The organism is Paenibacillus sp. J22R3 (assembly GCF_056269305.1).
In genome coordinates this window covers 205231-218275 of record NZ_JBWDNS010000002.1, presented here as the reverse complement: position 1 = coordinate 218275, position 13045 = coordinate 205231, and the positions used below count along the sequence as shown (strand labels likewise).

At 50.3% G+C, this 13045-nt stretch carries 11 protein-coding genes; 5 read left to right on the top strand and 6 right to left on the bottom strand.

Translation table 11 applies throughout. The features are described from left to right. Positions 1–6 precede the first annotated feature (6 nt). The 5 genes from AC0YN4_RS09265 to AC0YN4_RS09245 form a co-directional block, all read right to left on the bottom strand. Entirely contained in the window at positions 7–1194 is a 1188-nt protein-coding gene (locus AC0YN4_RS09265; RefSeq protein ID WP_475835659.1) for a MalY/PatB family protein, read from the bottom strand. A 115-nt stretch (positions 1195–1309) separates the two neighbouring features. Continuing rightward, positions 1310–2302, bottom strand: coding sequence for an L-glyceraldehyde 3-phosphate reductase (gene mgrA, locus AC0YN4_RS09260; protein WP_475781184.1), 993 nt, complete (start codon positions 2300–2302; stop codon positions 1310–1312). A 68-nt stretch (positions 2303–2370) separates the two neighbouring features. Then, positions 2371–4176, bottom strand: coding sequence for a B12-binding domain-containing radical SAM protein (locus AC0YN4_RS09255; RefSeq protein ID WP_475835658.1), 1806 nt, complete (start codon positions 4174–4176; stop codon positions 2371–2373). A gap of 150 nt (positions 4177–4326) precedes the next feature. Further along, positions 4327–5901 (bottom strand): stalk domain-containing protein, encoded by a 1575-nt coding sequence (locus tag AC0YN4_RS09250; protein ID WP_475835657.1) that lies wholly within the window; start codon positions 5899–5901, stop codon positions 4327–4329. Positions 5902–6037: 136 nt separating this feature from the next. Continuing rightward, the gene (locus AC0YN4_RS09245; protein WP_475835656.1) at positions 6038–6919 is read right to left on the bottom strand and encodes a helix-turn-helix domain-containing protein; all 882 of its coding nucleotides are present in this window, start codon (positions 6917–6919) and stop codon (positions 6038–6040) included. A 183-nt stretch (positions 6920–7102) separates the two neighbouring features. On the opposite strand from AC0YN4_RS09245, the gene AC0YN4_RS09240 reads away from it, so the two are divergent. The 3 genes from AC0YN4_RS09240 to AC0YN4_RS09230 all read left to right on the top strand — a co-directional run bounded on the left by AC0YN4_RS09240 (position 7103) and on the right by AC0YN4_RS09230 (position 10517). Further along, entirely contained in the window at positions 7103–7936 is an 834-nt protein-coding gene (locus tag AC0YN4_RS09240) for a phytanoyl-CoA dioxygenase family protein (protein ID WP_090977490.1), read from the top strand. A 543-nt stretch (positions 7937–8479) separates the two neighbouring features. Beyond that, complete coding sequence (locus AC0YN4_RS09235; RefSeq protein WP_475835655.1) at positions 8480–9535, top strand: RluA family pseudouridine synthase; 1056 nt, start codon at positions 8480–8482, stop codon at positions 9533–9535. A 16-nt stretch (positions 9536–9551) separates the two neighbouring features. Then, positions 9552–10517 carry a helix-turn-helix transcriptional regulator gene (locus AC0YN4_RS09230; protein WP_475835654.1) on the top strand — a complete coding sequence of 322 codons (966 nt, stop codon included), beginning with the start codon at positions 9552–9554 and terminating at the stop codon, positions 10515–10517. Here AC0YN4_RS09230 and AC0YN4_RS09225 read toward each other — a convergent pair. Next, a complete protein-coding gene (locus tag AC0YN4_RS09225) occupies positions 10514–11185 on the bottom strand; it encodes an MBL fold metallo-hydrolase (protein ID WP_475836093.1) in 672 nt (223 codons plus the stop codon). The genes AC0YN4_RS09230 and AC0YN4_RS09225 overlap by 4 nt on opposite strands. An 855-nt stretch (positions 11186–12040) precedes the next feature. On the opposite strand from AC0YN4_RS09225, the gene AC0YN4_RS09220 reads away from it, so the two are divergent. Together AC0YN4_RS09220 and AC0YN4_RS09215 are read left to right on the top strand one after the other, a co-directional pair. Next, a complete protein-coding gene (locus AC0YN4_RS09220; protein ID WP_475781867.1) occupies positions 12041–12649 on the top strand; it encodes a DUF2087 domain-containing protein in 609 nt (202 codons plus the stop codon). 33 nt (positions 12650–12682) lie between these two features. Further along, entirely contained in the window at positions 12683–13036 is a 354-nt protein-coding gene (locus tag AC0YN4_RS09215) for an antibiotic biosynthesis monooxygenase family protein (protein WP_475781178.1), read from the top strand. The last annotated feature ends 9 nt before the right edge of the window (positions 13037–13045 follow it).

Sequence of the window (13045 nt, the reverse complement as noted above, 5' to 3'; positions counted from 1 at the left end):
CTGTAATCAAAAAGCTATCTCCTTCAGCGAGTTCACGGCATCTTCGATTTGATTCAGCGCCTGTATCAGAACGGAGCGCGGACATGCCACATTCATACGCATGAAGCCTTCTCCGTTTGCTCCGAACGAATAGCCTTGATTGACGGCTACCCTCGCATGTTGAATAAAGAGTCGATCCAATTCCTCTCGTGTCAGACCCCATTCACGGCAGTCCAGCCAAACCAAATAAGTAGCCTCCGGTTCAATTACTTTGATCTGTGGGATCCTCCCTTCCATAAAGCGCTTCACCAACTGCACGTTCTCTTGCAAATAAATGAGCAACTGATCCAGCCATTCTCCGCCATATCGGTAAGCGCTTTCTAATGCGATAACCCCAAACGTGTTAGGGGCGTTCATGGACAGTCCTTCCATGGCTCTGTTGAATCTATCTCGTATTTCAGGGTTCGGAATAATAACGCTCGATGTATGTAGACCTAATAGATTGAATGTTTTGCTTGGTGCAATACATGTGATGGATTGGTCGGCAAATGCAGCCGATAGGGATGCAAATGGGAGATGGGTATGGTTATTGTAGACAAGATCACAATGAATTTCGTCCGCAACTACGAGGATGTTGTGCTTGATGCAGATCTGCCCCAGACGAGTGAGCTCTTCCGGGCTCCATACTCGGCCTACCGGGTTATGCGGGCTGCATAGAATAATCATCTTTACGCTTGGATCAAGCTGTGCTTCCAGATCATCAAAATCCATTGTATAGCGCCCGTTATTCAGCATGAGCGGATTATCAACAATCTTGCGGCCTTGCGCCTCTATGAGCCGGAAGAAATTATGGTAAACCGGCGATTGCACCACAACTTTATCGCCCGGATTCGTAAACGTGTTTACGATGACCGATAAGGAGGGAACGACGCCGGGGCTGTGCGATAACCACTGCTTATCAATCGTCCAGCGATGTCTTTGCGTGAGCCACTCCACGATCGCATCCAAATAAGACTCCGGTCTGAAGGGATAACCGAATACACCATGCTCAGCCCGTTTCGATAACGCATGAACAACTTCAGGCGGCGATGCAAAATCCATATCCGCAACCCACATCGGTATAATGTCCTTCATGCCAAAGAAGTTCTCGAGCTCGTCCCACTTTAAGCTCCCACTGTTCCGGCGATCAATAACCTGATCGAAATTATATTTCATTTTACCCACCTCTAGTAGAGTACTCAGAATTATTAATCATTATATTGGCACTCCTTTGAACCTGTCAAAAAGAAAAACCTAGGAGGCATGCCTCCTAGGTTTCTTATAAGTTTGATTAACGACGCAGAATATCTTCGATGCTTGCCAGCTCTTCGCTCGTAAACGAGAGATTGTTCAGCGCTGCAACGTTGTCTTCGATTTGGCTGACGCGGCTTGCGCCAATCAGAGCCGAAGTGACGCGACCGCCGCGAAGCACCCATGCCAGAGACATCTGAGCCAGCGACTGTCCGCGCTCTGCTGCAATGGCATTGAGCTTCTGCAGCTGTGCTATACGCTCCGGTGACACTGCGCTTTCACTCAGGAAGCCTGTTGCGCTTGCCGCGCGCGAATCGCTTGGAATACCGTTCAAATATTTGTTCGTCAGCAGACCTTGTGCCAGTGGACAGAACGCGATGCTGCCAACGCCGTTCTCTTCCAGCACATCCTGCAAACCGTTCTCCACCCAGCGGTCAAACATGTTATAGCTTGGCTGGTGAATAACAAGCGGCGTGCCGAGCTGCTTCATGATTGCGATGGCTTGCGCCGTTTGCTCTGCACTGTAGCTGGAGATCCCGACATAAAGCGCTTTGCCGGAGCGAACCATGTGATCCAGCGCGCCCATTGTTTCTTCAAGGGGTGTTTCCGGATCCGGACGGTGCGAATAGAAAATATCAACATACTCCAGGTTCATCCGTTTCAAGCTTTGCTCCAAGCTTGCCATCAGATACTTGCGGGAGCCCCATTCGCCGTATGGACCAGGCCACATATAGTAACCGGCTTTGGAGGAGATGATCATTTCGTCACGGTACGGTTTAAAGTCCGAGATCATCATTTGGCCGAACATTTCTTCTGCAGAACCTGCCGGAGGACCGTAGTTGTTCGCCAAGTCAAAATGTGTGATACCCAAATCGAAAGCACGGTGAAGCATCGCACGGCCGTTCTCATACTTGTCCACGCCGCCGAAATTATGCCAAAGCCCTAATGAGATCGCAGGCAGTTTAAGGCCTGTACGTCCACAACGGTTATACTTCATCGTCGCATAACGCTCTTGATTAGCTGCATATACCATGTTCACTGCTCCTTAGTAGTCCGGATTATATAAAACCTCTTAGAGTTTACACCATATGCCAACCCGGCTCAAGTTAAGCTGGAAGGAACCAGCGATAGCGTAAAGAATTCAGGTGACTTGGAATCTCCCTTGCCGCCTCCGCTGTAGATGACAACCAGCAGCGTTTCTTCTTCCGTCGAAACGACGCCTTCCTCCAAATACCGCTTCAATTGGAATGGCAGTCTCTCAATGACAGCATGTTTCTGAAGCTCTTTCTCGCCAAGCCCCAGCGCTGCAAAAGCTTCCGATACATCGTCCGGACGCTCAGCAAGACGCTGCATCCAGCCGCTCCACTCCGACTTCTCCATGCTGAAATCCCACCAGACCTTGCGCGGCTTATAGTTGTGATTCACGAAGTAATCCAGCTTCATTAGGCCAAGCGCGACATCAAGCTGCCAAGTTGCAGATTCATCCTTCTTGTGGGCTTCCGTGAGAAAAGCCCACAGCCGTGAGAATAGATCCTCCAACTGGTGACCGATCTTCTGCCAGCCGCGGCCTTCCCAATAATCGCCGAACTGCTGGAAGAAGTCGAAGGCGGACGGGAATGCCCGCTCCACTAGATAAAGGAGCGTATGATCCATCCGATGCGCATTCCAATACTTCTCGAGCACGTCTTCTACTCGTTTGATCCGAACGATGTCCGAGAACGGCATGATATCATTGCCGAGAATCTCGTATGGCGCACGGTCCATATAGATATAACCGTGTTTCTCCGCGTCAAGGCGCATGCCTGTACCGCGCAGCATCTTGAGGAAGCCCAGCTGCAGCTCCTCCGGACGCAGCTCAAACACGTCGTTGAACGTCTTGCGGAACGAATCGTAGTTCTCGTGCGGCAGGCCGGCAATCAAATCGAGATGCTGATCGATTTTGCCGCTTTCCTTGACCTTCATGACCGTTCGCGTCAGCTTCATGAAGTTCTGGCGGCGCTGCACGGCTTCGTTGGTCAGATCGTTGGTCGATTGAACGCCGATCTCGAAGCGGAAGATACCCGGCGGCGCGTGCTCCGCTAAGTAATCCAGCACTTCCGGACGCATAATATCCGCCGTGATTTCAAACTGGAATACACAGCCGCCGTGATTCTCGATGAGAAAACGGAAAATTTCCAGCGCGTAATCGCGCTTGATATTAAAGGTGCGATCGACGAATTTGATCAGCTTCGCACCGGCATTAATGAGGTAGAGCAGATCCGATTTGGTTCGCTCCATATCGAAGTAACGAACGCCGACCTCGATGCTCGACAAGCAGAATTGGCAGCTGAACGGACAGCCTCGGCTGGTCTCGAAGTAGACAACACGACTTGCAAGGCGCGGCACATCTTCCTCGAAACGATGCGGCGAAGGCAGCGTTGCCAGATCAAGCTTCGGACGAGGCGGGTTCACGATAATTTCCAGTCGGCCGTCTTGGTGCTCCTTGCGATAGGCAAGGCCAAACACCAGATGGAATTTGCGCGTATCCGCAAGCTCCGTGAGCAAGTGATGGAAAGTCTCTTCCCCTTCTCCGACAACGATGTAATCGACCTGAGGCAGACGCTCCAACCAGAATGCGGTGTCGTAGCTCACTTCCGGACCGCCGAGGACGATGCGGATCTCAGGTTTGATTTTGCGCAGCATGTCGATCACTGTAATCGTCTCTTCTATGTTCCAAATATAGCAGGAGAAACCCACAACATCGGGGTTGCGGGCAAACAAGTCAGCGACGATATTCATCGCAGGGTCCTTAATCGTAAACTCCGCGATATCGATATCAAAATCCTTCTCCGCATAGGCCTTCAAACAGCGCAGCGCGAGCGAGGTGTGTATATATTTAGCGTTTAAGGTGGAGAGCACTACTTTCATTGAACGTCATTCCTTCATTGGCTTGAATATGAATCTGGACTAGCCTAACTATCCCATTGTAACGAAAATCAACTTAAAAAAGAAGAGCAGCCCCTTGGGCTCGGCGGCTGCTAACGCATCCTGCCTGGCTCAACCGGACTGCTCCATCCGCTATGCGCGGACGCTGACGAATACTTTGTCTTTGCCTTGATACGAAATAACAGGGAATTTCACGCGCCATTTGCCGTTGCCAAGCGCGGTTACTTCATCCTGCGCGAAGCCGCGCGGCTCGAAACTAAACTCTTGATCATAATACACAAGCAGTTGGATCGTATCTTCCGGGAGCATGCGACGCAGCTCATAGCCGGTATTCAGTGCCCATGTGCGCAAATCTTCACTGGACGCATGACCATACTGCATATAGATAGCCGGATCGATCACGGCGCTTACGACGAGCCAGCCTTGCGCATCCCGTTTCACGTCCATTTGACCCAGCTCGGTTGTGCCGCCTGTTGTTTGCAGCTCCGCAAACTCATCCTTGATCAGCAGCTTAATCGTATCGGTTGATTCCCCTACCAGTGTCGCCGGAAGAGTAGGAGGCAGAAATTCGATCTTCTTCGGTGGCGTTTCTTCCAAATCGTATTTCAGCATTAAGATATTCATAGAAGATACCGCGAAATTCAAATCAGCCTGCGTAGTATCAATACCCGCAGCCGTAATCCCGATCAGCTCGCCGTAATCATTGAACAAACCGCCGCCGGAACTGCCATGATCGATTGGCACGCTGATTTGATAATATTGTGCGCCATCAAAGGTAATGTTGCTGATTACGCCGTCAGAGATCGTATTCTGCAAACCAAGCGGACTGCCGATCGCAACGACATGATCGCCTTTGGATGCGCCGACTCCGATATCAACAGGGTCAACCTTCAGCGCGGTTTTCGTCTTCACGATAGCCAGATCGTAATTCTCGTTATACCCGACAACGCCTTGGATTTCCAGTTCTGTCCCATCCAGAAGCAGCGCGCTTCCTTTGGTCGCATCCGCAATGACATGATAATTGGTCAATATTTCATCTTTGCCAATGACAACTCCACTGCCTTGCGCAGTGTCCGTCATGATCATGACGACCTTATTATCGTTCTTCGCGACGATTTGTTTGGTCGTCATGAGCACGGGGTGTTTCTCTTGCTCAGCCAGATCCATGGCATGCTGCTGCTTCTGTTCGATAACCTCAGCTGACGTGATGCGAATCACATGTTTCGCTTGATCGAACTGCACATCGGCTCCAAGCGCCTCTGCAATGAAACGAAGCGGCACCATAGTAGCGCCATTCAGCTGCTGCGGGGCTTGCGTAAGCAGAATCGTCTTGCCATTCTTGACCGCTTTCTTATTGCCAAGCTGCAAGGAGATCGTTGTACGTCCCTTAACAGCAATAATGGTCTTGGTCGTAGGTTCCCAGGTAACACTTGCTCTTAACGCTGTAAAGATCACTCGCATAGGAACAAAAGTCGTACCTTTCAATGTTAGCGGCGAGGGGTTGGTCGATAGCTTCTTCCCGTCTACGAAGACAGAAGTTGTTTGGTTATTCGATTTAGCAGCGGTTGCGGAGGCATAGGCTATCGGAGCTGTTACTGTTCCTGCTGTTGCGGCTTCAGCTGAATTCAGTTTCACGTTCATGGAAAGCGGTGCTAATACAAGTCCTGCGGATAAGACGGATAAGAGCCATTTTTGCTTCAATTTCATAGTCAGACTCACGCGTGTTTCCTCCAATAATCCCTAAATCTTACATCAAACCATCGTATCATCCACCCTCTATTTTGTCTATCAAATGCATATTGCTAGATGCTAGAAAACCATGGGACAACTTGAAAAACTTGTGCTACTGCTGTTTAAATTCCGTTGGCGTGAGCCCCGTCTCTTCTTTGAAATTCCGCGAAAAATAATGAACGCTCGCATAGCCGAGCCGCTCCGCAATAACCTCCATTTTGTCCCCGCTTAGCAAGTAGTACTTGGCCTTGCGAATTCGCTCGGAGATGAGATACTGCTTCGGACTCTCTCCGGTGCATTTACGAAATAATGAAGAGAAGTAGATCACATGGTAACCGCACAGCGCAGCGAGCTCGGCGACGCTCCAGTTCTTCTCCGGTTCCTTATTCATGGCATGCAGAGCCGGATCGATCTTGCGCTGCTCCTGCGACTTCGGACGTTTCGTCAGTTGGTTCCGCACAATTGTGGCCAGCAGCTCTGTCATTAGAGCGCGCATCACGATCGTGTAGCCGGGCTGTTCGTTTAAGTATTCTTTTACAATCCGCATCAGTATCGGTTCAAGACCCGGAATGGTGAAGAAAGGTGGCAACTCCAGCCCCTCTTGGCCTGCAATGTCGAGCTTATAGCTGCTTCTTCTGCTCGCTAGAAGTGTCTCCTCACTGCAGCTCTCAATTGTAAAAGCGGGATGCACGGGCTCCAGTGTTGATCCGCGATAAGTAAAATGGATGCCGATAAAGACGACCTCGCTGGTAATGGTCAACTTATGTGGACAATGAGGGCCATAGAGCGCGCTGTCTCCCGGTCCCAGGATGCAGCGTTCTGATCCGATACACACTTCGGCTTCTCCTGAGAGGATGTAGAATAGCTGGTAATCCGGGATGATTCGGGGTCCGAATACCATTTGCGGCTCTGCTTGGGCATGGCTTGCGAAATTTACGGTAGGCAGCAGCTCTTCGATCGCTCCGATGACATATTCGGGATGTGGCAGCGACAAGTGGGGCTCAACTCCTTCATCACAATAGTTGAAACAACAGTTGAAACAATATTAGAAACAATATTAGAAAAGTGCAAAGCCCTGTTGTGTATGTGTAAATACACCGCTTTCAATCTGCTATATGCTTAGCACATAGCAGTTCAGGCAAAGCAAACTAACTAGGGGTCAGGGAGGAATTATTCTATGTTAAGTCAAGCACAAATTGAGGAATTTGAAAACAACGGGTTTCTGAAAGGCGACGTCGTGCTCAGCGATTCGGAGGTTGAGGCGCTGCGTGAAGAATTGGATAAAGTCATGAATGGTGAAAGCGTGACGAAGCCGGTGCTGAACCACAATATGCTCTCATCGGACTCCCCCTACGACAATATGAAAATGATTGCGAGCGAGAAAGTCGTTCAAATCGTGAATATTTGGCTCGCGAGTGATCGGTTCTTGCAGCATGCCGCTCATCCGGTCATCTGCGAGGAGGTTGCACAGCTGTCGCACACCAACTCGCTGCGGATCTGGCATGATCAAATTCAATATAAGCCTCCGGTTACCGGCGGACCGACTGCTTGGCATCAGGATCATCCGCTGTGGCCGATCATCCAGCCTGCTGATCTTGTGAGTGCTTGGGTCGCGCTTGATGATGCCGTCATCGAGAACGGCTGCATGTGGATGGTGCCGGGCAGTCACAAGTGGGGCAATCATCAGCGCTACCTCTCCAGCACGAAGGAATTCAAGCCGTTCCACAAGCGTCCGGAGATGCTGCCAAACAACGCCGTCGTCGAAGCGGTGCCGTTCGAAATCAAGAAAGGCCAAGTGGGCTACCACCACTGCCTGACCTGGCACGGCAGCCCGCATAATCGCTCCGACATGAAACGCCGCGCCATCGCGGTTCATTATATGCCGGGCCATACCCGCTACGAGCCGGTAGGCGAGCATGTCATGCTCTCCTATGTGAACGTCCAGCCGGGCGAGCTGCTGGTCGGGGAGCATTTTCCGGAGGTATACCGGAGGCAAGGGGTACAGGTGTAAGAGATTGGAGCCGAGGCGCGCTTGCGTCTCGGTTTTTTGTTTGGGCGGCGAAGGGATGGGGCTCGTGAGAGTTCGGTTTATGTACTCTCAGCTTCCGGAACGGTTGTTATGGGGTTAGTTTGAGTTGATTGGGTTGGTGAGAGCTCAATTTTCGACGATTGTACCACTTTTTAGCGGTATATCCTCTTATGCGCTCCTCTTCGACTTCGTTTTGATGTTATTAGAGGGATATCCTCTTAATAGTTACAACCTCAAATATGGACGAATTTACCGTAGTTTTAGCGATTGTACCCATTCTTTAGCGGTATATCCTCTTATGCGCTCTTCTTCGACCTCGTTTTGATGCATGAAGCGGATATTCGCTTCATGCATCCGAAAGCAAACTTCAACATATAAAACCAACTTATACCAGTAACATTTCGAGCATCTTAAACACCCACAACACAAGTAGCCTTCTCACCGACGACAATGACTTATTTGTATGACCGCGTTTCTTTCGGTATAGTAAAATGAATATACAATTCGTACTAGGAGCGTTTATAGATGGATAACAAGCAACAACCAAGATCACCTAAGCAAAAATCGAATGCCGGGAACAGGCAGTCAACGGCATTCGGTAGATCCGAATCGGGAGCTTCGCGCGATTCCCGCGGTGCGTCCGCTTCGCGCGGCGCCGCCAAAGCAGCGGCAGCACCGCGCCAAGCTGCGCCGGCACCGAGCCGCAGCTACCCCGTGCAAGAGAACGCCGAGCTGCTCTCGTTCCTGCTCCAAACCGTCAAAGGCGAAGGCCGCAACGCCATTAAGGCGATGCTGAGCCGCGGACAAATCGCAGTGAACGGCAAGACGCAGAAAGTGTTCAACTATGCGTTGAAGCCCGGACAAACCGTGACCGTGTCCAAAGAACGCATCGTTGAGGCGCCTCCGCTGATTGGGCTTTCTATTCTTTTTGAGGATGATGATCTCATCGTCGTTGTGAAGGAAGCGGGACTGCTGTCCATCGCCTCCGATCAAGAGTCGGAGCTGACCGCCTATCGCCAGCTAACCGCACATGTTCGCTTGACGGATCCAAGCAATCGGATCTTCGTTGTCCATCGCCTGGATCGCGATACTTCCGGCGTCATGATGTTCGCGAAGAGTGAACGCGTGCAGCAGGAGCTTCAGCATACATGGCAGGACACGGTGAAGGAACGTACGTACATCGCGCTTGTCGAAGGAATGGTCAAGAAGCAGGAAGGCACCATTTCGTCGTATCTCAAAGAAAGCAAGACGCTCAAAATGTACTCCACCTCCAATCCAACCGACGCCCAGCATGCCGTAACGCATTACAAAGTGTTGCAGAGCAATCGGAATTACTCCCTGCTCGAGGTATCGCTTGAAACAGGCCGCAAAAATCAAATTCGCGTCCACATGGAAGACATCGGGCATCCGATTGTAGGCGATAAGAAGTACGGCTCCAAATCCAGAGCTATTCCTCGCCTTGGTCTCCATGCGCGGCTCTTAGCTTTCTTGCATCCGTCGACCGGCAAGCTGGTTCGCTTCGAAACCGATATTCCTAAGCTATTCTTGAATCCGTTCAAGGACGGCTTTATTCCCAAATAATAAGGAGGCAGCCACCTTGTCCAAAGCAGACAACATGCTGGCCATTCTGTGGCTGCTCAAAGCAAACAAACGAATGACCGCCAAGCAGCTGGCTGACTCCCTAGAAATGCACATCCGAACCGTATACCGGTACATCGATGCGCTCTGTGCGAGCGGCGTCCCGATTGTAGCCGACTCCGGCCATAATGGCGGGTACAGCCTGCTCGAGCACTTCAAGGAATCGCCGCTCTTCTTCGATCTGGAGGAGCAAAAGGCGCTCATCCATGCCGCACTCTTTGCACAGGAAGCGGGATATCCCTACGGAGACGTGCTGAAACAAGCCGTTACAAAATTAAAACGCTACACCAATGAGGCGCAGCGCAGCGAGATTGAACGGCATATGGTCGGATTCGAGGTTGTAAATCCATCCGCTCCACAATCACATATCGAGGGTTTCCTTCAACAGCTGGAGCAGTCCGTCGCAAGCTGCACGACGCAGCATATGGTCTATCAGAAAGGCTACGGTCTGGATGAACAGGAGCGCTCGATCGACCCATACGGCCTCGTGCATTGGAGAGGCAAATGGTACATCATCGCCCACTGCCATCTCCGGCAATCCACGCGGAGCTTCCGTGTGGACCGCATTACGGCGCTGAACGGAACGGACCACGTATTCGAGCGACCGGAAGCCTTCTCGGCACGTTCTTTTCTAATTCAGAATTTAAAACGACAACCCGAAGGTGACGTTCAGCTCACCTCTGTCGTCATTCAAGGCAGCCTGCAAGCACTGAATGCACTAAGTGAAATTTGGTTGTTCAGTGATGCGCTCGTCAACCGTTATACCGATACCGCCCACTTTATGATGGAGGAGCATTTGCTCCAAACCTTCGTCCCCTATCACCTGCTCAGCTTCGGAACTCGCATTCAAGTGTTGGAGCCGTTGCAGCTGCAGGACAGATTAGTCGTAATAACCGGTCAGCTTCTTCAGCACCATTCCCGTTAAAGCGCCCTGCTTGCAGCTTGATACTCATCGAGCTGTGCAGCGGGCTGCATGACCGGTCCCCCATGACAAATTTCCAATCGTTTCGGCTTCAGCTTCCGTACGATCTCGCTGCTGCGAATCGCTTCTGCCATGTCCGCCGTAAACATCGCCATCGGTTTGCGCAAACGGCCTTTCTTCGAAGTAAATAAATCTCCCGCCAGCAGCATGCCATCTTGCTTATGGAAGTATACGACATGCCCAGGTGCATGACCCGGCGTATGATAAACGCTCAAGCTGGCGATATTGGCAAGCTCCCCATTAACCTGCTCCAGCGGCTTTGCCAGGCCAGTTTTGACCGACTGCCCCGCTTTCTTGCGCCCCGGATAAGGTTTGCTCCCCTCCATATACGGAAATTCAATCTCATGCGCATAGACTTCGGCATCCGGGTATCGAGCCAATAATCCCGTAATCGCACCGACATGATCCGAATGCCCATGAGTAAGCACAATACGCTTCAGCGGCCCAGCCTGCAATTGATCTATAAAAGAAATGATACCCTTCGTCATGAGCGGAATTCCCGCATCCACCAGCGTAACGCCATCCTCCTCGCGTACCACCCATACCCGGAAGGGGATAATCATCCATGTCCGTAAAGTCCATACATGCTCAGAAATTTGCTCGGATTTCATACTCACTCTCCACTCCTTTTCCCATGATTATTCGTAGCTGTGATACTTCATAACCAACGGTTACTAACCACTGGTTATAATATATGCCCCGACTCCCTTTCTGTCAACATCATTTCTCCCTTTTTCAAAAAACGACATTTTTCGATATATGGAGTAATTGTAAAGAATCCCGAGAGAAGCAGAGATAATAGGCGGATTTCTTGTCACATTGGCATTATTTTGATTTTTCTGAATATTTACATAATAGGCGAATTGCCTGTACACTAAGGTCAGATCAAACAAGCAGCTCGCCCCCAAGCCGAGAGGTTCGGGTAGAGATGAAAGCAGGTTGATCGAGAAGATCTCCACTTTCTCTGAGAGGGGATAGTCCATTGAAGAAGGTTAGCGAAGTATGTCCCTCAATGATTCGGGAAAGGAGTTATCCGGTATAGTTGTTTTCGGGACATGCGGGAAACGGTGAGCAAAGACGGACAATAGAATCAATGGTCAGGTTAAGTTTTATGGTCTTAAGGTAGGTTTACAAGCAAGGTTTAAGAAGTTTACAACAATTACAAATTCAAGAATGAGGATCCATCAACAGTAAGAGCAAGATCAGCGTGAAATTTGATTAGCAACGGTTGTTGTTTGGAAAATGGAATGGAGTTGCAGTATCCAAATTGAATAGGAATGGTTCGTATCGATAGGGATTTCGGTTGTCATAGACAAGCGAAATCCCTATTATATTGCGTTCTTAGCGAAACCGCGAATCCATTAGTTGCCTATTTTACATATTGCGGATTGACATGTTCATCTAATTAGATTATCTTCTAATTAGATGAACATCTAACATATATCGAAAGGCAGGCCACAGCCATGATGCAGCTTGACAAGATCGTTAACTATCATAAGGCACTCGCTGATCCTACTCGCATCCGTATGCTTATTTTGCTGGCGGAAGGTGAAATGACCGGACAACTGCTTGCGGAGAAGCTTTGCCTATCCCCCGCTACAATAACGCATCATGCCGCCAAACTGCGGGCAGTCAGCCTCATTCACGAGCGCCGCGACAAGAATGCGATTTTCTTCTCGCTGGATCATTATTTTCTGAGGCAATACGAAGGCTCGCTGCAAGCTATCCTTGCGCAGCCTGCAATAAAGGAAACGAAGGAGATCGAACCTATGGATGAGAAGAACGAACGATTGAAACAATCCGTTCTGCGCAATTTCATCACTGCAGATGGTAAGCTTAAGCATATCCCCGCTCAGCTGAAGAAGAAACGGATTGTGTTGGAGCATTGGGCACGCCAGCTGGAGGAAGGCAGAAGCTACTCCGAGAAGGAGCTAAACGAGTTTATCAAACAGTTCCATCCCGACTTCGCCACCATTCGCCGCGAGTTTATCATGCATGCTTACTTGTACCGCGAGCAGGAAGTGTATGAACGGAACCCGCAAGAAATGTGGGAACGCTGGGAAACGTTATCCTAATCCATCTAGTCCATTTGGGAGGTACTAATACCGATGAGCAGCCATTCGAACGACCCTCATGAGCCTTCCGGCATCGCCAAGACACCGAAGCCTCCTTATTACGCCGTCATCTTCACCTCGCTCCGGACATCCGGCGACAATGGCTATGGCGATATGGCCGAGCAGATGAGTAACCTTGCTTCTGTACAACCGGGTTTCCTTGGTGTAGAAAGCGCACGCGACAGCGATGGGCTCGGCATCACCGTTTCCTATTGGGAATCCCTTGATGCCATCAAGAATTGGAAAGCCAATCCCCTCCATCTAACCGCGCAGGATAAAGGCAGAACAGACTGGTACGCCTCCTACAGCGTGCGGATCAGCCGTGTGGAGCGTAATTATTTTTTCTAGTATATAACT

Excerpts from the sequence above, each read along its gene's own strand:
- AC0YN4_RS09265 (WP_475835659.1), bottom strand. The coding sequence starts at position 1,194 with ATGAAATATAATTTCGATCAGGTTATTGATCGCCGGAACAGTGGGAGC.
- mgrA (WP_475781184.1), bottom strand. The coding sequence starts at position 2,302 with ATGGTATATGCAGCTAATCAAGAGCGTTATGCGACGATGAAGTATAAC.
- AC0YN4_RS09255 (WP_475835658.1), bottom strand. The coding sequence starts at position 4,176 with ATGAAAGTAGTGCTCTCCACCTTAAACGCTAAATATATACACACCTCG.
- AC0YN4_RS09250 (WP_475835657.1), bottom strand. The coding sequence starts at position 5,901 with ATGAAATTGAAGCAAAAATGGCTCTTATCCGTCTTATCCGCAGGACTT.
- AC0YN4_RS09240 (WP_090977490.1), top strand. The coding sequence starts at position 7,103 with ATGTTAAGTCAAGCACAAATTGAGGAATTTGAAAACAACGGGTTTCTG.
- AC0YN4_RS09235 (WP_475835655.1), top strand. The coding sequence starts at position 8,480 with ATGGATAACAAGCAACAACCAAGATCACCTAAGCAAAAATCGAATGCC.
- AC0YN4_RS09225 (WP_475836093.1), bottom strand. The coding sequence starts at position 11,185 with ATGAAATCCGAGCAAATTTCTGAGCATGTATGGACTTTACGGACATGG.
- AC0YN4_RS09220 (WP_475781867.1), top strand. The coding sequence starts at position 12,041 with ATGCAGCTTGACAAGATCGTTAACTATCATAAGGCACTCGCTGATCCT.
- AC0YN4_RS09215 (WP_475781178.1), top strand. The coding sequence starts at position 12,683 with ATGAGCAGCCATTCGAACGACCCTCATGAGCCTTCCGGCATCGCCAAG.